General features: G+C 62.3%; 10 protein-coding genes. 7 read left to right on the plus strand and 3 right to left on the minus strand.

Features of this window, described 5'->3' with window-relative positions:
- Nucleotides 1-193 precede the first annotated feature (193 nt).
- From GO988_RS01740 to GO988_RS01760, 5 genes are all read left to right on the plus strand, one after another.
- Complete coding sequence (locus tag GO988_RS01740; protein WP_157561810.1) at nt 194-6,895, plus strand: polyketide synthase; 6,702 nt, start codon at nt 194-196, stop codon at nt 6,893-6,895.
- Nucleotides 6,896-6,899: 4 nt separating this feature from the next.
- Complete coding sequence (locus tag GO988_RS01745) at nt 6,900-10,934, plus strand: non-ribosomal peptide synthetase (protein WP_232341331.1); 4,035 nt, start codon at nt 6,900-6,902, stop codon at nt 10,932-10,934.
- A gap of 153 nt (nt 10,935-11,087) precedes the next feature.
- A complete protein-coding gene (locus tag GO988_RS01750; protein WP_198172463.1) occupies nt 11,088-11,711 on the plus strand; it encodes a 4'-phosphopantetheinyl transferase family protein in 624 nt (207 codons plus the stop codon).
- Nucleotides 11,712-11,827: 116 nt separating this feature from the next.
- A complete protein-coding gene (locus GO988_RS01755; protein WP_157561812.1) occupies nt 11,828-12,643 on the plus strand; it encodes a PhzF family phenazine biosynthesis protein in 816 nt (271 codons plus the stop codon).
- 429 nt (nt 12,644-13,072) lie between these two features.
- Entirely contained in the window at nt 13,073-13,792 is a 720-nt protein-coding gene (locus GO988_RS01760; protein WP_157561813.1) for a LytR/AlgR family response regulator transcription factor, read from the plus strand.
- Between the two features lie 87 nt (nt 13,793-13,879).
- Here the strand turns inward: GO988_RS01760 and GO988_RS01765 are convergent, their stop codons facing one another.
- The 3 genes from GO988_RS01765 to ruvC form a co-directional block, all read right to left on the minus strand.
- Complete coding sequence (locus tag GO988_RS01765) at nt 13,880-16,564, minus strand: ATP-binding protein (RefSeq protein WP_157561814.1); 2,685 nt, start codon at nt 16,562-16,564, stop codon at nt 13,880-13,882.
- A gap of 159 nt (nt 16,565-16,723) precedes the next feature.
- The gene (locus tag GO988_RS23700; protein WP_198172464.1) at nt 16,724-17,029 is read right to left on the minus strand and encodes a carboxypeptidase regulatory-like domain-containing protein; all 306 of its coding nucleotides are present in this window, start codon (nt 17,027-17,029) and stop codon (nt 16,724-16,726) included.
- A 393-nt stretch (nt 17,030-17,422) separates the two neighbouring features.
- Nucleotides 17,423-18,070, minus strand: a complete 648-nt coding sequence (gene ruvC / locus GO988_RS01775) for a crossover junction endodeoxyribonuclease RuvC (RefSeq protein WP_157561816.1) — start codon at nt 18,068-18,070, stop codon at nt 17,423-17,425.
- Between the two features lie 21 nt (nt 18,071-18,091).
- Here ruvC and GO988_RS01780 point away from each other — a divergent pair, with 21 nt between their 5' ends.
- A complete protein-coding gene (locus GO988_RS01780) occupies nt 18,092-19,090 on the plus strand; it encodes a lysylphosphatidylglycerol synthase transmembrane domain-containing protein (RefSeq protein ID WP_198172465.1) in 999 nt (332 codons plus the stop codon).
- Nucleotides 19,080-20,279 (plus strand): glycosyltransferase, encoded by a 1,200-nt coding sequence (locus GO988_RS01785; protein ID WP_157561818.1) that lies wholly within the window; start codon nt 19,080-19,082, stop codon nt 20,277-20,279. Before GO988_RS01780 ends, GO988_RS01785 begins: the two co-directional genes overlap by 11 nt.
- The last annotated feature ends 74 nt before the right edge of the window (nt 20,280-20,353 follow it).

Here is a 20,353-nt window from a genome sequence, read left to right on the forward strand (position 1 = left end):
TGTATTTAATTATGTTTATTGTAGTGAAAATTATATTATACGCTGACCTTTGGTAGAACACTTCAGTTAAGTATAATTAGGTATTTTATTAGTAGTGAAGTGAGTATATACCTGAGTTTTATGTTACAAGCCTATCTAAGCTTCTTATCACTGCCGGTAGCTGCCAGCTATCGCCTAACTAAGCGTTTTGGTTATGAGTGAGCAGCCAAGTAGCCTAAGTGGTGCCTCGGTGCACCAGTTGGTGGAGCAAGCGGTAGCCGCCCATGGAGCGCGAATTGCCCTTATCGCGGGTGAAGTCGAGCTTACCTACACCCAAGTAAATGAGCGGGCCGAGCGGCTTAGCCAAGCCATTCGGCGCCGAGCACCAGAGGAGACTCTCATCGGTATTAGCAGTTCGCGCGGGCTGGCGACCATTATAGGGGTGCTGGCCATTTTGAAGGCCGGCAAGGCCTACTTGCCGCTAGACCCGGCCTACCCCCCGCAGCGCCTCACGCAGATTGTGGCCAGTTCGGGCATTACTACCTGCCTTGCCCCAGACGCGGATACTGCCTTATTTGCTGAGCTTGGCCTGCACGTACTGGCTTCAGAAGCCGACTATAACTTCCCGCCTGCCGCAACCGCAGCGGGCAGCCAGCTAGCCTACGTTCTGTACACCTCGGGCACCACCGGCGAGCCCAAGGGGGTGTGCGTAAGCCACGCGCCGCTCCTCAACCTACTGCACTGGCAGCAAGGCCACTCGCTGGCCGGGCCGGGCACGCGTACGCTGCAATTTGCGCCGCTGATTTTTGACGTTTCCTTTCAGGAGATTTTTGCTACGTTGAGCACGGGCGGCACGCTGGTGCTGGTGGCCGAAGAACAGCGCCTGGACCTAGCCAAGCTCCTGCATCTCATCGAGGAGCGCGGCGTAAACCGGTTGTTTTTGCCGTTTGTAGCCTTGCAGGCGCTGGCCGAAGTAGCGGTGAGCACGCAGCACTTTCCGGCCAGCTTGCAGGAAATAATGACGGCCGGCGAGCAGCTCAAGATTACGCCGCAGGTCGAAGCGTTCTTCACCGCTTTGCCTAGCTGCACGTTGTACAACCAGTTTGGGCCTACGGAGTGCGCCTGCATCACTACCAATTTGCAGCTGATGGGCCCGCCCGCCAGCTGGCCCCGCCTGCCCACCATTGGCCAGCCCATTGCGAATACCCGGATTTTTATCGTCGATGAAAACTTGGTAGTGCTACCCCCCGGCGAGGCTGGCGAGCTGTGTGTCGGTGGCGCTTGCCTCGCTGAGGGTTACCTCAACCGGCTGGCCCTCACGGCCGAGAAGTTTGTGACCCAAGCGGGGGTAGGGCGCCTGTACCGCACCGGCGACCTGGGCCGCTACCTACCCGACGGCAATATCGAGTTTCTGGGCCGGCGCGACGACCAAGTGAAAATACGAGGCCACCGCATCGAGCTGGGTGAGGTAGAGGTGGCCCTGAGTAAAGTAGCCGGCATCGGCCAAGCCGTGGTAGTGGCCCGCGAAGTCGCCGTGGGCCAGCAGCAGTTGGTGGCCTACCTGGTGCCCGCCGCGGCGGCCGCGCGCGACGTGGCCCACGTGCGCCAGGCCTTGGCCCAGCGCCTGCCCGCCTACATGCTGCCCGCCGCCTACGTGTGGCTCGAGGAACTGCCCAAGTCGGCCAGCGGTAAAGTCGACCGCAAGGCACTACCCCCGCCCGGCCGCACGCGGCCCGAGCTAGCCACCCTGTATCGGCGGCCCACTACCGAGACCGAAAAGCGCATTACCCAGCTCTGGAGCCAGCTTTTGCAACTCGACGAGATTGGGGCGGATGATAATTTCTTTGAATTGGGGGGCAATTCGTTGGTGGCCCAAACCGTGGTGGCGCAGCTGCTGCGGCAGCACCAGTACGTGCTCCCTATTACCAAGCTCTACCAGTTTCCTACCCCCTCTGGGGTGGCGCAGTACCTGGCGCAGGCGGTTCGCCCCACTAGTCCCGCCCCGCAAAAAGCGCGGCTTGCTGGTGGCAACCAGGGCGACATTGCCGTTATCAGCATGGCGGGCCGGTTTCCGGGCGCCGCCACGGTGGCCGACCTGTGGGACGTGCTGCGCGAGGGCCGCGAAACCACCAGTTTCTTCACCGAGGCCGAACTAGACCCGTCGGTGCCAGCGCGCCTGCGCACCGACCCACGCTACGTGCGAGCCCGTGGCATCGTGGCCGACGCCGACCAATTCGACGCTGCTTTTTTTGGCCTCACGCCCAAGCTGGCCGAGGCCATGGACCCGCAGCAGCGGCTCTTTCTGGAAATTGCTTGGGAAGCCCTGGAGCAAGCCGGCTACCTGCCCGCCACCTACGGCGGCCGCGTGGGTGTGTTTGCGGGCAGCGGCAACAATACTTACTTCCTAAACAATGTGCTGGCCAACCCGCAAGTGGTGGAGCAGTTGGGTGACTTTCAGGTGATGACGGTCAATGAGAAGGACTACGTCGCTTCCCGCGTTGCCTACCAGCTCAACCTCACCGGCCCAGCCGTGAGCGTGTATTCGGCCTGCTCGACCTCGCTGCTGGCTATTGCCCAAGCGGTGCAAAGCCTGCGCAGCGGGCAGTGCGAAGTGGCGCTGGCCGGCGGCGTCAGCATCACGGCGCCCATCCGCAGCGGGCACCTCTACCAGGAGGGCGCCATGCTGAGCCGCGACGGCCACTGCCGCTCGTTTGCGGCCGATGCGCAGGGCACCGTTTTTAGCGACGGCGCGGGCGTGGTGCTGCTCAAGCCCCTGGCCGAAGCGCAGCAAGATGGCGATACCATCTTCGCCATTATCAAGGGGGTAGGGGTGAATAATGACGGTGCAGGCAAGGGCAGCTTCACGGCGCCCAACGCCGAAGGGCAGGCCGGTGCCATTCGCCAGGCCCTGGCCGACGGCCAAGTAGCGCCCGCCACCATCAGCTACGTGGAGGCCCACGGCACGGCCACGCCCCTCGGCGACCCCATCGAGCTAGAAGGCCTCACGATGGCCTTTGGCGAGCAGGCGGCCAAGCAGTTTTGCGCCCTAGGCTCCATTAAAAGCAACATGGGCCACCTCACGGCCGCTGCGGGGGTAGCGGGCTTCATCAAAACGGCCCTGGCCCTGCACTACCAGCAGCTGCCGGCATCGCTGGGCTTTGCGGCGCCCAACCCGCACATCGACTTCGTCAACAGCCCATTTTTTGTCAATACCGAGCTGCGGCCCTGGGCGGCAGCCAGCGCGCGGCGGGCGGGCGTCAGCTCGTTTGGGGTGGGGGGCACCAACGTGCACGTGGTACTGGAAGAACATATTTCTACCCCCCCGCCGGTGGCCCACGAGCGCCCGGTACAGCTCTTTGCGTGGTCGGCCAAGGCGGCGGCCAGCCGCGAGGGGTACGCGCAGCGCCTAACCCAGCACCTCGCCAAAAACCCAGCGCTTTCGCTGGCCGACGCCGCGTTTACCCTGCACACGACCCGGCCCGATTTTGCGCAGCGCCGCTTTGCGGTGGTCAGCAATGCCGACGAACTGCACCGCGCGCTGCAAGCCGATACCGAAGCACCGGCTACTACCGCCACCGTGCGCGCCGTGCCCACCGAAACCGTATTCTTGTTTCCGGGCCAGGGCTCGCAGTACCTGGGCATGGGCCAGCTATTGTATGAAAGGGAGCCGGTGTACCGCCAGGCGGTAGATGAGTGCGCCGATTTGCTGCAAGGGCAGCTCGCAACCGACATCCGGCAGGTGCTTTACCCGCCCGCAGCTACGGCGGCGGCCGAGCAACTGCGCGATACCCGCTACGCCCAGCCCGCGCTTTTCGTAACGGAATATGCCCTGGCAATGCTCTGGCGCAGCTGGGGCATTCGGCCCACGGTGCTGTGCGGCCACAGCATCGGCGAGTTTGTGGCGGCCCACCTGGCGGGCGTTTTCAGCCTGGCCGATGCGCTGCGCCTGGTGGCCACCCGCGGCCGCCTGGTGAGCGAGCAGCCCCGCGGCAGTATGTTGTCGGTGCGCCTGCCGGCCGAAAAACTATTGGCCATCCTACCCCCCGCATTGTCGCTGGCCGCCGTGAATAGCGACAAAGCGTGCGTGGTAGCGGGCCCCGACGAGGCCGTGGCCACCTTCGGGCAATTGCTGGCGGCGCAAGGCACGGCCAGCCGCGCGCTCGCCACCAGCCACGCCTTCCACTCGGCCATGATGGAGCCTGTGGTGGACGCCTTTCGGCAGGTGGTGGGCGAGGTGGCGCTGAGCCGCCCGCAGCTACCCATTGTGTCTACCGTCAGTGGCACGTGGCTGACTGATGCCCAAGCTACCGACCCCGACTACTGGGCCCGGCACCTGCGCCAGACTGTGCAGTTTGGGCCGGCCCTGCATACCCTCTTCGAGCTGGGCCAGCCGCTGCTGCTAGAGGTAGGCCCCGGCAACGTGGCAGCCACCCTGGCCCGGCAGGCCGGCGCGGGGCGCGCCGCTGGCATTCTGCCCGGGCTAGTAGCCCCGGCCGGGCCACAAACCGATTACCACACCCTGCTAAACACGCTGGGCCAGCTGTGGCTGGCTGGCTTAACGCCCGACTGGGCGGGCTTTTACGCCGGGCAGCACCGCCAAAAAATAGCGTTGCCCACCTACGCTTTCGCTCGTCAGCGCTGCTGGCTCGACCCGCCCGCTGCGCCGGTCACGCAGTCTGCTGCGCTGGTCGCCCAGCCCACTATGCTCCCTACTATCGCTATCCCTTTACCCAACCTGCCTACCCCTTCTGCACCAAGTACTATGAGAAAAACACTTCTACTCAACAGAGTCAAGACCATTCTGGAAGATGCCTCGGGCATCGAAATGGCGGACGTAACGCCCGAGATGAGCTTCCTCGAAATCGGCTTCGATTCGCTGCTCCTCACTCAGGTAGCGCTGACGCTCCGCAAAGAATTTGCCTTGCCCCTGACCTTCCGACAGCTAAACGAGGAGTACGCTACGCTGGCTCAGTTAGCTACTTACCTCGACCAGCAATTGCCCACCTCGGCGCCCGCCCTACCCCCCGCGCCCGCTTTGGCCGCCGTGCCGGTGCTTAGCCAACCCGCCCCCGTCCCGGTGTACCTGCCCGCTCCCTCGCCCGTAGCAATGGGGGTAGGCGTAGCCGCCGCCCACTCCGACGATTCAGCCCTGGGCTTGGTGGTGCAGCAGCTGCAGCTATTGGCGAAGCAAGTAGCGCTGATGCAGGGCCCTAGCCCGGTGCTGAGCCCCAGCCCGCTAGTACCCGTGGCGGTGCCCGCCGCCCCAGTGGCTATAAGTGCGCTCGCCCCCAGTGCCGCGCCGGTGGCCCTACCCCCGGCCCCTGACCTGACGCCCGAAGAAGCTCTCGAAATCAAGAAGCCCTTTGGCGCCACGGCGCGCATCGAGCGCCAAGTAACCGAATTGGGTGCCGCTCAGCAGGATTTTTTGCAGCAGCTCACCCGTAGCTACACCCAAAAAACGCGGGCCAGCAAGGCCTACGCCCAGCAGCACCGCGCCCACATGGCCGACCCGCGGGTGGTATCGGGCTTCAAGCCGCTCACCAAGGAGATTGTCTACCCCCTGGTTGTCAACAAATCGAAGGGCAGCCGCCTCTGGGATATTGATGGCAATGAATACATTGACGCACTCAACGGCTTCGGCTCGTCGATGCTCGGCTACCAGCCCGACTTCATCAAGGAGGCGCTGCACGCGCAGATTGACGCCGGCTACGAAGTAGGTCCGCAGCACGCGCTGGCCGGCGAGGTAAGCGAATTGATTTGCGAGTTTACCGGCTTCGAGCGGGCGGGCTTGTGCAATACCGGCTCGGAGGCCGTGCTGGGCGCGCTGCGTATTGCCCGCACCACCACGGGCCGCTCGCTGGTGGTGGCGTTCACGGGCTCGTACCACGGCATTGTGGACGAAGTGCTGGTGCGCGGCACCAAGAAATTGAAGTCGTTTCCGGCAGCGGCGGGCATCATGCCCGAGTCGGTGCAGAACATGCTCATCCTGGACTACGGCACCGATGAGAGCCTGCGCATCATCCGCGAGCGGGCCCACGAGCTGGCGGCCGTGCTCGTGGAGCCGGTGCAAAGCCGGCGGCCCGAGTTTCGGCCAGTGGCGTTTTTGCGGCAAGTGCGCGACATCACGGCGGCGGCCGGCACGGTGCTCATTTTTGATGAAGTCATCACCGGTTTTCGAATGCACCCCGGCGGCGCGCAGGCGCTGTTCGGCATCAAGGCCGACCTGGCGGCCTACGGCAAAGTGGTGGGCGGCGGCCTCTCCATCGGCATCATCGCGGGCCGCAAAGACCTGATGGATGCCCTCGACGGCGGCTACTGGCAATACGGCGACGCCTCGGTGCCCGAAGTGGGGGTAACCTATTTTGCGGGCACCTTCGTGCGGCACCCCCTGGCGCTGGCCGCGGCCAAGGCCTCTTTGCAGTACATGCAGGCGCAGGGCCCGGCCCTGCAAGAGCGCCTCACTGCCAAAACCGAGCGGCTGGCCCAGGCCCTGAACGCCGAGCTGGAGCGGCGCGAACTGCCCTTCTTTGTGGCGCATTTTGGCTCGCTCTGGAAGGTTAAGTTTCCCGAAGAAGTACCCTACAGTGAGCTGCTGTTTACACTGATGCGCGAAAAAGGCATCCACATCTGGGATGGTTTTCCTTGCTTTCTCACCGAGGCCCACACCGAAGCCGAGGTAGACCAGATAGTGGCGGCCTGCCTAGCCAGCGCCGCCGAGCTGGTAGCCGCTGGCTTCTTCACGGGCGCCCCCGGGGCGGCGGCCGAAGCTAGCCTGCGCGAGCCCGGCACGTCGTTTATGCTCAGCCAGCCGCCGGTGCCGGGCGCCCGCCTAGGCCGCGACCGCGCCGGCAACCCCGCCTGGTTCGTCGCCGACCCTACCCAGCCCGGTAGCCATCTGCAAATCAACGTGAACTAAGGCGATGGAACCCATTCTGATGAGCGAACGGCCCGCCGCGCCTAGCGCGGTGGCCGTGGGGTTCGACCCCTTTGCCGGCCCCGAAATCGTGCGCCTGGCCCCCATCACTGAGCCGCAATCCGAGATTTGGCTGGCCTGCCGGCTGGGCGGCGACGACGCCAGCCGGGCGTATAACGAGTCGGTGGCGCTGCACCTGCGCGGCCCGCTCGACCCCGATGCGTTGCAGCAAGCCGTGCAGACGCTGGTGCAGCGCCACGAGGCGCTGCGCTCGGTATTTAGCGCCGATGGCAAGTACAGTTGCGTACTGCGCGAACTAGTGCTTCCGACTGATTATCAAGACATCTCTAGTGAAGCTGCTGCTCGCCAGCAGCAACTAGTAGACTTGTATACGCGCCAAGATGCCCACCACCTGTTCGACCTGCTGCACGGCCCCTTGTTGAAAGCGGGCCTACTGCGGCTAGCGTCCAACGAGCACTATTTTGTGCTCACGGTGCACCACATTATCTGCGATGGCTGGTCGCTGGCCATTCTGCTGCAAGACCTGGGCCAGCTCTACTCGGCCTACTGCCAGGGCCAATACCCCAGCTTGCCGGCCGCCACGTCGTTTAGCCGCTACGCCGACCAGCAACTGGTATTTAACCGCAGCCCGGCCTACCAGCGCGTCGAGCAGTTTTGGCTTAAAGAATACCAGGGCGAAGTGCCGGTAGTGTCGCTGCCCACCGATTTTCCGCGGCCCGCAGTGCGCACCTACCAAAGCGCGCGCGCTGACTACCCGCTGGCGCCCGAGCTGGTGGCCGGCCTCAAAAAGGTGGGGCTGGGCGCCGGGTGCAGCCTCGTAACCACCCTACTGGCGGCGTTTGAGGTGCTGCTGCACCGCTTCACGGGCCAAGCCGACCTAGTGGTGGGGCTGCCCGCCGCTGGGCAGTCGGCCGCCGGCCAGCTGCACCTAGTAGGCCACTGCGTGAACTTGCTACCCCTACGCAGCCAGCCGGGCGCGGCGGCCAACTTTGGCGAGTACCTGCGCCAGCGCCGCCCCGCCATCTTAGACGCCTATGAAAACCAGCAGCTTACTTTTGGTAGCTTGCTGAAAAAGTTGCGCCTGGCGCGCGATACTGCCCGCGTGCCGCTGGTGCCGGTGATGTTCAACATCGACCTGGGCCTAGCCGACCACGTCGATTTTCAGGGCCTTACCTACACTTTACGCAGCAACCCGCGCGCTTACGAAGCCTTTGAACTGTTCCTCAACGCCAGCGGCTCCGAGCAGGCGCTTGTGCTGGAGTGGTCGTTCAATACGGCCCTTTTCAAGCCCGAAACCATCGCCCAGCTGATGGGCAGCTTTGAGGAATTGCTGCGCGAAATTATTGCGAACCCCGCCACCAGCCTGCGCGGTTCGGTGGGGGGTAGGGCCGCGGCCGCGCCGTTGGCCGACCCCTACGTGTCCCTCAACCGCACCGCGCAGCCTTACCCCGCCACCCAAACCCTGACCCAGCTGCTGACCGAGCAAGCCCTTGCTACCCCCCAAAGCGTAGCCCTGCGCTTTGAGGGTAGCGAGTTGACTTACTTTGAGTTGCACCGCCAGGCCAACCAGCTGGCCAATTACCTGCGTGACCAAGGTGTGCAGCCCGGCGACGTGGTAGCGCTGGCCGTGGCGCGCGAGCCTGCGCTGCTGCTCACCCTGCTCGCCACCCTCAAATGCGGTGCCACCTACGTGCCGCTCGACCCCGCGTACCCCGCCGAGCGGCTGGCCTTTATGCTCACCAATTCGGGGGCAGAGTTTCTGCTGGCTTCGGACCGCACCGCCCCGTCTGCCCCGGCCACCGTGCTGTTTGTCGATGACGCTTTGGCGGCGGCTCGCCAGTATTCGGGGCAGGCGCCGGCAGTGCAGGTAGCCAGCGACAGCACCCTATACGTGCTGTACACGTCGGGCTCGACTGGCCGGCCCAAGGGCGTGCAGATAAGCCACCGCAACGTGGTGAACTTCTTGCACAGCATGCAGCAAGCGCCCGGCATCACGGCGGCAGATAAATTGCTAGCCATCACCACTATATCTTTCGACATTGCGGGGCTGGAGTTGTTCTTGCCGCTGGTGAGCGGAGCCACGCTGGTGCTGGCTAATGCCGCCACCGCCCGCGACGGCCGCGAGCTGCTGCGGGTGCTGGCCGCCGAGCACATCACCATTATGCAGGCTACCCCTTCGAGTTGGCGGCTGCTGCTCGAAGCCGGCTGGGAGCAACCCCTGCCCCTTAAGGTGCTCTGCGGCGGCGAAGCCCTCGCCCGCGACTTGGCCGACCGCCTGCTGCCCCGCAGCCAGTCGGTATGGAACATGTACGGCCCCACGGAAACTACTATCTGGTCCACCGTCAAGCAGTTGACCTACCTGGATAAGCTCATTACCATTGGCCGGCCCATTGCCAATACCCAGGTGTACATCCTAGACGAAGCCGACCGCCCCGTGCCGGTGGGGGGGGTAGGCGAGTTGTGCATCGCCGGTGATGGCGTGGCGCAGGGCTACCTGCATTGCGATGCCCTCACGGCTGAAAAATTTATCGCTAACCCGTTTTCGACCCAGCCCGGTGCCCGCCTCTACCGCACCGGCGACCTGGGTAAGCTGCTGGAAACAGGCGAATTGCAGTGCTTGGGCCGCCTCGACCAGCAAGTAAAAGTGCGCGGCTACCGCATCGAGCCCGGCGAAATCGAGCACGCCCTCACCACCCTGGCCGATGTGAAGGAAGCCGTCGTCATCACCCACGAACCGCATCCTGGCGATGAGCGCCTAGTGGCCTACGTGGTGCTCAGCCCCGCGGCTGCGTATGGCTCGGCCAGCGTTGGGCATTGGAAAAAAGCGCTGCTAGCACAACTCCCGGCGTACATGGTGCCGAGCGATTTTGTTGTTGTACCGGCCTTACCCTTAACGCTTAACGGCAAGGTAGACCGGCAGGCCCTGCGCCAGCATGCCAGCCCGCCCCCCGCGCCGCCGGCCCAGCCCACCAGCCCGCGCACCGACGCCGAGCAACTCGTGGCCTCCATTTGGCAGGAGCACCTAGGCGGGGGTGTCATCAGCGTGTCCGACAACTTTTTTGAGCTCGGGGGGCACTCCCTCATTGCCGTGCGCGTGATGCTGCGCCTAGAGCAAGAAACCGGCAAACGCCTACCCCTCGCTATTTTGTTTGAGCATCCTACGGTCGAGAAACTCGCCGCCGTACTGCAACTGGACAGCAACGCCATCAGCTGGGACTCGCTGGTGCCCATCAAGCCGCAGGGCACCAAAACGCCACTCTATATTGTGCACGGCGCGGGGCTCAACGTGCTGCTTTTCAACGCGATTTCTAAGAACATGGATGCCGAGCAGCCCGTTTACGGCCTGCAAGCCAAAGGCCTCGATGGCCGCGAAGAACCCCTGGACAGTATTGAGGCGATGGCCGCGCATTACGTGGCCGCCATCAGAGCCACCAACCCGGCCGGGCCATACGCGCTGGCTGGCTATTCCTTTGGGGGCATCATTGCCTTCGAGATGGCTAAGCAGCTAACGGCCGCTGGCAAAGTGGTCAAGTTTCTGGGCATGCTCGACACGTATGCTTATCAATCCGACGCGGATAGCCCGCATTTGGTGAGGCTATTTAAGAGGACTAAGTTCTTGCTTAATAAGCTGCTGTATAACTTTACGCTTCTAAAAAACAACCCGCGTCGTACCCTGCTGTCCAACGCTAACACCATTAAAAAGCTCACCGTCGACCAACTCAAGTACACCAAAAAGCAACATTATGAGTTGCTGCACGGGCACCGCTTCGAGATTGGCCAAGCCCAAGAGCTGGCGTTTAACAAGTACCGCTTGGCGCCGCAGCCGTTCACGGTGCACTTATTTCGCAACGAGGACCGCGTGTTTTACGTCGAAGACTTTGAGCACTTGGGGTGGAAACCGTTCGCACTAGGAGGGATTCATATTCATGATATCCCTGGTAATCACAATTTTATATTTGCTCCTCCGCACGATAAAGAATGCGCCAGAATTTTGCAGGAAGCATTGAATATGCATAGCTAATTGCGTAAAGCTGGTAGTAAAACCACTCAAATGTTGATTAGCTGCAACACGCTGTCAGCTCGGTTTACGCAGAAAACAAGTAGGTTTTCTGCGCAAGCCGAGCTGGCAGTTTTTAGGATTAGAATAGCTAACAATAAAGCATTTATACCCAGATTGCGTACGTTGCTCCGTGCCGATGAGCTGGCTCGTGCCCAGCGCTACCACCAGCTAGCCGACCAGCAGCGGTTTGTGGTGGCGCGGGCCGCTTTGCGCAGCATACTCGGCCAATACCTGGCGTGCGCACCCGCCGCCATCCAGTTTGTGGTTGGCCCGAATAAAAAGCCCGCCATCCAAAACGAGCCGGGCTTGCACTACAATGTTTCGCACTCAAAAGACTGGATTTTGATTGCCGTTTCGGCGGCGCCAGTGGGGGTAGATGTGGAGGCCATTGACCCGCTTTTTCCGTTTCAGGATATCCTCCCCCACAGTTTTAGCCTGCCCGAAAGGCAAGCCATAATGAGCAGCCCCGACGGCGCTCACCTCTTTTACCAGTTGTGGACGCGTAAAGAGGCTTTCGTGAAAGCTACTGCCCGTGGCATCGACGACGAGTTTAGCACCATTCCGGCGCTAGATGGGCCGCATCGGTTGGCGGCGGCTAGCGGCCAACTGGTGCCTTCCTGGCTCGTCAGCAGTTTTACCGTGGCCGATGGTTACGTAGGCGCCGTAGCTTACCAGCCAAGTGCTCATGCGGTAGTGCCCAGCTTTTATAATTTGACTATCAGTGAAATAGATAATTAATTAAGGATGGGCCTTGGTTGCTAGTCGGGGCTGGCGCCGGGGGAGGGGGTAGGGCATAATTGGTGCAGCCAACCTTGGTAGCGCATCTTTGCGCTTCGCTTTTTGTAGCTTTCCCAATGCCTACCCCCCTTTACCAGGTCGATGCCTTTGCCCGGCGCCCGTTTGCGGGCAACCCGGCTGCCGTGTGCCCGCTGTCTGCGTGGCTGCCGGACGAAACCATGCAGCAAATTGCCGCTGAAAATAACCTCGCCGAAACGGCCTTTTTCATCCCGCTGGTGGGGGAGGAAGCCGATTTTCACTTGCGCTGGTTTACGCCCACCTTCGAAATTGACCTGTGTGGCCACGCCACGTTGGCCACAGCCCACGTGCTGTGGACCGAGCGCAGTTTTTCGAAACCCGAAATTGTGTTTAAAAGCCAGAGCGGCCTGCTGCGGGTGCGCCGCGAGGCCGATGGCCGCCTGGTGCTCGATTTCCCGAGCCGCCCACCCCAGCTGCTAACCATTGCCGAGCACCCGGCGGTGCTGGTGCAGGCATTGGGGCCGGGCGCCGCTACGCCGCTGGCGGTGCTCGCTTCGCGCGATTTAGTGGTTGAGTTTGCCCATGCCGACGAAGTGCTGGCGCTGCGCCCCGACTTCGCGGCGCTCGTTGACTTGGGGTATATTGGCCTGATTGCCACTGCCCCCGGTAGCAACGGGGTCGATTTTGTTTCGCGCTTTTTTGCCCCCGAAGTGGGAGTGCCCGAAGACCCCGTCACCGGCTCGGCCCATAGCACCCTCATTCCCTATTGGGCCGAAAAACTGGGTAAAACCGAACTGTTTGCCCGCCAGGAGTCGGCGCGGGGTGGTGAACTCTGGTGCCGGCTGCGTGGCGACCGCGTAGATATCGGTGGGTATGCCGTAACGTATCTACGTGGCGAAATTGCCGTGGACTAGCTTCCCAAAGCCCGGTGGCTACTACTAGGCCGGCTACTTAAAGGGGGGTAGGGCGAGTGCGTCCTACCCCCCTTTAAGTAGCCGGCCATAAGCAGATAGCAAAATAATAATTATGATTATACTTATAAAAAACTAGTTGTTATCCAAGAAACAATATTTGGATAATTACTTGGTACAGTAGAATGCTGTTCTATTGAAAATAAGCGCGTTAATGAGTGGTTACAAGGGTATTGCGCCTTGTAAGTAGCAGGATAGAGCAGCTTGCTATAAGCCGGTGATAGAAAGGTGAATAGACTTTATCCACTGCGAAGGCTACGCAATAGTTTTGTATATTTCGGCGGCTAAGAGCTTTAGGCTAACTAGCTATTCGGGTGAGCGGCTACCGGGCAATAGCCGGTGGCTTGCTTTATTACTACTTCATTATCAGCTATGCTAACTACTACCCCACTTACCTGCGTCATCGTCGATGACAATGAAATTAACCGCCTGACCCTGGAGCACCTCGTCGACCTCACGCCCGAGCTCAGCCTGGTAGCCTCGCTGCCGGGTGGCGTGGAGGCGCTGCATTTTTTTCGGCAGGGTGGCACTTGCGACTTGCTGCTACTCGATATTGAGATGCCCAACATGTCGGGCCTCGAGCTGGCCAAGCTGCTCCCTGACCCCGCCCCAGCCGTGGTGCTGGTAACTACGCACCGCACGTTTGCGGTGGCAGCGTTTGAGTTGCAAGCCGTTGATTATCTGGTGAAACCCGTAGAATTTGCTCGCTTCAGCCAGGCAGTGGCAAAGGTGCTGGCGGCGCGGCCGACCGCGCGTGTAGCGCCCCCAGCCGCGCCAACCAGCGCCGAAATGTTTGTGAAAGTTGGCAGTCGCTCGCTACGAGTCAATTTTGATGAAGTTCTCTACATTGAGGCTCTCTCTACTTACTCGGTGCTGGTGATGCCCACTCAAAAGCACATCGTGTACCACACGCTCAAATCGCTAACGGAGCGGCTGCCCTTTCATAATTTTATGCGAGTGCATCGCTCGTATATTGTTAATATGCAGCGTATTGAGGCTGTGGAAGACTATGTGCTTAAGCTTGGTAGCTACCAGGTGCCGGTAGGCAAGTCGTACCAAGAAGACTTTCAGCGGCAGCTACGCAGCCTGTAAGTTGGCCCAAAACTTAGCCGCAGGTCTTTGGAGAGCACAAGTAGCAACTAGATACTTGTGCTCTCCAAAGACCTGCGGATGAATTAGTTAACCAACTAATTCGCAGGGAAGGCTGGCCAAGGCGCACTGCACTTGCGCTACCAGCTGTGCCACTGCGGCTGGCAGATGCCCATAGTCGGCGGGGCGGGCTTCTTCAAGCTGCTGCACCGCGGCGGTTACCGCCCGTACCCCCAGCGATTCGAGGCTGGGCTTGATGTGGTGGACGATTTTGGCGGCTTCGGCCCAGTTGCCGGCATCGGCCGCGGCAGTCAACGCGGCCAGGCTGCCGGGCATGTTATGCAAAAAAGAACGTACAATTTTGTGCACAAATTCTTCGCGGCCACGGGCCATGGTACGCAGCTTGGTGAGGTCGTAGGAGCAGGCCACTGCTGGGGTCGTGGGCAGCAGGCGCACGAGCGTGCTATACACATCTTCTTCCTCAAAGGGCTTGGCCAGGCAGGCCGCCATACCAGCGGCCAGGTAGCGGTCGCGGTCGGCTCGGAAGGCATTGGCCGTGAGGGCAATGATGGTGCTGCCGGCCCGCGCCGGGTCGGGTAGGGCCCGGATGGCGGCCGTGGCATCGAGGCCATTGAGGCCCGGCAATTGAATATCCATCAGCACAATGTCGTAGGGAAGCGCTTGCTGCACCTGCGCCACGCCCGCGTGGCCATCTACCGCCTCGTCGACGTGGGCGCCCCAACCTTCGAGCAGCAGCCGGGCTACGGTGCGGTTTATCTCATTGTCTTCGACCACCAGCACGCGGCGACCGCGCAGGGCGCCGGTATCGTAAGCATCGGGGGCAGCTATCGGTAGCTCGGAAATGGGTGCCTTCGGCAAGGTAATAATGAAGGCAAAGGTGCTGCCCTGGCCCGGCTCGCTGCTGAGCATTAGTTCGCCACCCAGCTGGTTTACCAGCGCCCGCGAAATGCTGAGGCCCAGCCCGGTGCCGCCAAAATGACGAGCCGTGTCGGCGTAGGCCTGGGTAAAGCCTTCAAAAATAAGCTCCTGCTTGTCGGGCGCAATGCCAATGCCGGTGTCGTGCACGCTAAAGCGCACCGTGATGGTGGTGGCGGTTTCCGCCAATTGCTCGCCAGCCACCGCCACACTCCCGCCCGCTGGCGTAAACTTGATGGCATTGGCTACCAGATTAATAAGAATCTGGTTGAGGCGGTAGGGGTCGCTCAGCACCCAGGGGTAGGCGCAGGTAGTGCGCAGGTGCGTGCCAATAAAGTGCAGCCCTTTTTCAATGGCTTGCACGGCCAGCGGGCGCACGGCCTCGGCCATCGAGTCGCAGAGGTTGAAGGCCACGGCATCCATCTCTAGCTTGCCAGAGGTGATTTTGGCCATATCGAGCACGTCGTTGATAACGTGCAGCAGGTGCTGGCCCGAATGGCGAATGGTTTGCACAAAGTCGTGCTGGCGCGCGTCGAGCGCCGTTTTGGCCAATTGGGCGGCCATGCCTAGCACACCATTTAGGGGCGTGCGAATTTCATGGCTCATGTTGGCCAGAAAGTTTTCGCGGGCCAGCACGGCGGCTTCGGCGGCTACTTTGGCCCGTTTCAATTCGCGTTCGGCCAGCACGCGGTCGGTTATCTCCTGGCCGTAGGCGATAACGTAGGGTGCCTGGCCGGGTTCGCGCACCATGTGGTTGTCGTAGAGCAGGTAGCGCCGCTCGCCTTTTGCCCCGGTGAGGGCCATGATACCGCGCTGGCTGCCGGTTACGGCCAGTTTGGCCAGGTACTCGGCCACGCCGGCCTGGTGCTCGGGCCGGCACGCTTCGCAAATGTGGCGGCCCGGTAGCGAAGTTAAAGGCTGGCCCACCAACTCGGCCGCCGCGGGGTTGGCCGTCAAAATGTTGCCCTCCAGGTCGTGAGTGCAGATGAGGGCCTGCGAATACGTCATCAGGTCGCGGTACAGCTTTTCGCGCTCAGCCAGGGCTTGGCTGGCCAAGTGCTGGGCCGTGATGTCGGTGCTAACGCTCAGTACCTGCCGGGCACCATCGGCGCGCACCAGCAGCCGCTTCACGGTGTGAACGTAGCGCAACTCGCCCGAAGCCAGCGTGAAGTTAGTTTCAGCTATCATCTGCTCGCCGGTAGCCAGCACTTGCGCATCGTTAGCCAAGTAGCGACTCTGCTCGGCTGCCTGCGTGGGGGTAGGCAAGTTGGCTTGGGTCGGGTGCAGGTAGCCGGCCAGGCAGCGCCACTCGGTGGCGGCGCGGTTCTCAAACACAAACGCGCCTGTGTGGTCGCGCACAAAAATGGGGCTCGACGTAGTGTCTAGTATTTCCTTGATAAACGCCTGCTGCTCGGCCAGTTGCTGCTCGGCTAATACGCGCTTCGTAGTTTCGGCTAAGTATAGGGTAACGCTGCCCGCAGGCCCAACCATTGCCCGAACCACATTTAGCTGAAAATACCGCTCCCCCACCTGCACCTGCTGGTTGGCAGCTCCCGACATAGCCACTGCCCGCAGCTGCCGGCGCACCCCCACTTGCTCGGCCCGGCTGAGACCATTGCGCAGGCGGCGGGCCGCTGGGTTGGCGTAGAGCTGCCGTCCCAGCGCATCAAACCGCACAATGGGATTGGGGTCATCCTCCGGAATACTAGTCAAAACCTCCAGTGCGGCTACTTGGCGGCGCAAGTCCATGATTTCGGCGTGGGCGCGGGCCAACTCCGGCGGGCTGGGCGGGCCTACTAGAGTAGCAGCAGTAGTATAATTTATAAGGGAAGTAGCCATAAGGAGGGGAGGTGGCGGCGAAGCTCCTCAGTTGCAAAACAAGCACACGCGGCGCGAAAAGCCACGGCCGCTTACCGAGATAGTTATAAAATTGCCTCTTCCTGATTCAGAAAGAGGCAATTAAGTTTATAGAAGATAACTGATTGCTAGCAAGTATTTTTACTGACCCAACACGATGCGTACTGGCTGAGTAGGCTGGTTTTCGACTACTACCCGGCTGCTGCCAAGTCCAAAATAGTCGGCTTGCAGCTGCACTGCCGTGCTCGCGGGTACCGCCAGCCGAAACGTGCCCTGCCGGTCGGTAACGGCAATCTGGTGGGTGTTGGTAGTAGCAAAAACGCAGGCACCCACGCAGGGCAGGCCATCGGCGCTGAGCACGGTGCCGCTCAAAATTCGCAGGGCTGCTGCCAGTGGCTTAGCGGCAGTATCGGCGGCCAGCGGCGAGCCGCTGGCTAATGGGGCCATAGCCTTAGGAGCTAGGCTGGTAGCAGCTGCAGCTGGTTGCTTAGGTACCGTTATTCGGCTGCTTTTGGCGGGAGCGGGGGTAGGGTGGGCAGCGAAGGCGGGCCCAGCTGAAAACAACAATAAAGCGGCGGGCAGAGCGAAGCAAGAGCGGAGAACGAGCATAACAAAAACGGAGAGGCAAAGGGCTAATAAGGAGCGCATCGAAGTAGCGAGTAGCATTTTAGTAAGACAAAGCTAACGGGGCGTTTTGCCCGCCCTTTGGCAAACTATCCCAATGATTGCCTTTACTGGCCGAATGTCGCTTTCTAAGCGTCTAGCTTGGCGCCGAGCCTCCCAGAGGAGGGCTGCTGGCGGCGCTAAGCCGCCGCTGGGGCCCGTTGGGAGGGGTAGGGCCTACTTGGGCCGGGCGGATTTCTTGGTGGTAGTGGTGGCCACGGTGCGGCCGGGGTTGTCTTCCAAGAACTTACCCCAGCTTTTGGAACCTGCCTTCACGTTGTTGCCCTGCTGGTAGTGGTGGCACAGGGCCACGGCCAGCGCATCGGTGGCATCCAAAAACTTGGGCGCTTCCTCAAGGGGGGGTAGGGTCAGGGTTTGGCGCAACATGCGGGCTACCTGCTCTTTATCGGCCGAACCCGAGCCCGTGACGGCCTGCTTGACCTTGGTGGGCGCGTACTCCACAAACGGAATATCGCGCGAGAGGCAGGCCGCAATGGCTACCCCCTGCGCCCGGCCCAGTTTGAGCATACTCTGCACATTGACGCCGTAGAACGGCGCCTCGATGGCCAACTCGTCGGGCAGGTATTCGTCAATAAGCTCGAGCATCCGGGTGAAAATCCGCTTTAACTTCACGGCGTGATTCGACCCCAAGGCCTTCATATTAATAACGTCGTAGCACAGCACGTCGATGCGCTGCCCGCGCACCTCGATAACGGCGTAGCCCATAATCTGGGTGCCGGGGTCAACGCCCATGATGACCTTCTCGGCCGGGGGCAGCCGTTGCAGCGGGGCGGGGGTAGGAAGCAAAGTATGAGAAACGGCCATCTAGCCCAAAGTTACGTCCCAATGCCCCCGCCACCGCCACGGCGCGGTGCCCGCTGGGTGCTGCTGGCCAAAGTCGGCATCACGTTGCTCACGCTGGGGCTGCTCTACCACTCGGTGTTTGCTGCGCCCGACACGGCCGCCGCCTGGCGCCAGCTGGTGGCCACCACTCTGCGCGGCGACGGGCGCGGCCCGGTGCTGGCGGCCCTGGCGCTGGTGCCCCTCAACTGGGGCCTGGAGGCTTGGAAATGGCAGCGCCTGGCCCAGCACCTCGAGCCGGGGCATTCATTTGGGCGCAGCTTGCGGGCGGTGCTGGTGGGCCTCACGCTGGGGTTTGCTACCCCCAACCGGGTGGGCGACTACGCCGCTCGCATCCTGGAGCTGCACGCCCGGCGCCGGCTGGAGGCCGTGGGGGCGGTGTTTTTGGGGCGCTACGCGCAACTGGTGGCCACCGTGCTGGCGGGCGGGGCAGGGCTGCTGTACTTCGTGCTCAAATTTTACCTCGGCGGCTACCCGGCCGCGCAGGTGGGGGTAGGGCTGGCGGCCGGGCTTGGCGGCGCGGTGGCGCTGCTGCCGCTCTACCGCTCGCGGCTGCTGCTGGCCGTGCTGGGGGCGGTGAAGCCGCTGCGCCGTTTTCAGCGCTACCTGGCCGTGATGCCTACTTATTCGGCTAGTGAATTGCACGCGGTGCTGGGTATTTCGGGGCTGCGCTACGCGGTGTTTTGCGGGCAGTTTTTGCTGTTGCTGTACGCCTACGGGGTGCGCACGGCGCTGGGCCCGGCCACGGCGGCGGTGGCGGGCACGTTCTTGTTTAAGTCGCTGGTGCCCTCGCTCAACGCCCTGGCCGATGTGGGCGTGCGTGAGCTGTCGGCCACGCATTTATTTGGCCTGCTAGGCCAGCCGGCGTTGCCGGTGCTCAGCGCTAGCCTGAGCTTGTGGGTGCTAAATATTGCGCTGCCAAGCGCGCTGGGACTCTTGTGGCTGCCCGGCCTGCGGGTGCTGCGCGAACGCCATGGACGCTAGTTCGCTACTTGGAGGGGCGCTGCTACTGGGGCCGGCGCTGTACGCGGGGCTGCTCGGCTGGCTACGGGGGGGGATAGGGTTTGCGAAGCCGTCTGCCCGGCTGGCCTCGCCCCTCAGTTTCCCCTTTCTGAAGGAGACGGGGCCGGGCAGCGAAGCCAACCAGGAGGCCAACCACCAGCCCCTCTTCTCCCTCCTGCTCGCCGCCCGCAATGAAGCCGCGGCCCTGCCGCACCTTTTGCAAGCGCTCCAAAACCAAACCCTACCCCCGTACTACTTCGAGGTGCTCATCGCCGACGACCACTCGGCCGACGGCACCGCCGCGCTCGTGGTAGCGGCGGCCAAGAAAACGCCTTTTGCCCTGCGCCTGATAACCCTACCCCCCGGTACCACCGGCAAGAAGGCCGCCCTAGCCGCCGCCGAAGCCCAGGCCCGCGCCGCCTGGGTAGTCTGCACCGACGCCGACTGCCGCCCCGCGCCCGGCTGGCTGCGCGCCTACGCCGACTTGCTAAGTGCACAGCCTGGGCTGCACTTCGTGAGTGGGCCGGTGCGCCTCACGCCGGGGGGGGGCTGGTTTGACGGGCTGCTGGGGCTGGAGTTTGCCGGTTTGGTGGGGGTAGGGGCGGGCTGCATTGGGCGGGGCTGGCCCACCATGTGCAACGGCGCCAACCTGGCCTTCCGGCGTGCCACGTTTCACGAAGTGGGCGGCTACGCCGACAACCAAGGCATTGCTAGCGGCGACGACGAATTTTTGCTGCACAAAATCCACCTGCGCTACCCGGCCGGCATTCACTTCCTAGCCGATGCGCGGGCCCTCATTGATACACCCGCGCCCGCCACGCTGCGGGCGCTGCTGCGCCAGCGGGTGCGTTGGGCTAGCAAATGGCCGCACTACCGCACGGCCGCGCCGCGCCAGCTAGCGCTGCTGGTGCTGGGGGCCAATGTGAGCCTGGCGGTGGGCCTAGTGTGGGCGCTGAGGTGGCCGGCCTTGGCGCCGTGGGTGGGGGTAGGGTGGGCCCTAAAGCTAGGGGGCGATGCCTGGCTCTTGCTGCCCATGCTCCGGCTGCTAAAGCGCCGCCGCTTGCTGGCCTGGTTGCTGCCCTTGCAGCTGCTGTACGCGCCCTACGGCCTCGCGGTGGGCTTGGCTGGGCAGCGCGGCGGCTACCGCTGGAAGGGCCGGCAGGTGCGCTAGCGGCAGTGGTTGAGCAGCGCCCAATTATTTTTTAAGAAAATAGGATTTTCAGTAAGCAAAAGCTGGGCGGTAGA

The organism is Hymenobacter ginkgonis, from assembly GCF_009755225.1.
Classification (GTDB): Bacteria; Bacteroidota; Bacteroidia; order Cytophagales; family Hymenobacteraceae; genus Hymenobacter; species Hymenobacter ginkgonis.

Coding starts and splice junctions, on each gene's coding strand:
- GO988_RS01785 (WP_157561818.1), top strand. CDS start 19,080: ATGGACGCTAGTTCGCTACTTGGAGGGGCGCTGCTACTGGGGCCGGCG.
- GO988_RS01745 (WP_232341331.1), top strand. CDS start 6,900: ATGGAACCCATTCTGATGAGCGAACGGCCCGCCGCGCCTAGCGCGGTG.
- GO988_RS01760 (WP_157561813.1), top strand. CDS start 13,073: ATGCTAACTACTACCCCACTTACCTGCGTCATCGTCGATGACAATGAA.
- GO988_RS01755 (WP_157561812.1), top strand. CDS start 11,828: ATGCCTACCCCCCTTTACCAGGTCGATGCCTTTGCCCGGCGCCCGTTT.
- GO988_RS01740 (WP_157561810.1), top strand. CDS start 194: ATGAGTGAGCAGCCAAGTAGCCTAAGTGGTGCCTCGGTGCACCAGTTG.
- GO988_RS01780 (WP_198172465.1), top strand. CDS start 18,092: ATGCCCCCGCCACCGCCACGGCGCGGTGCCCGCTGGGTGCTGCTGGCC.
- GO988_RS01765 (WP_157561814.1), bottom strand. CDS start 16,564: ATGGCTACTTCCCTTATAAATTATACTACTGCTGCTACTCTAGTAGGC.
- GO988_RS23700 (WP_198172464.1), bottom strand. CDS start 17,029: ATGGCCCCATTAGCCAGCGGCTCGCCGCTGGCCGCCGATACTGCCGCT.
- ruvC (WP_157561816.1), bottom strand. CDS start 18,070: ATGGCCGTTTCTCATACTTTGCTTCCTACCCCCGCCCCGCTGCAACGG.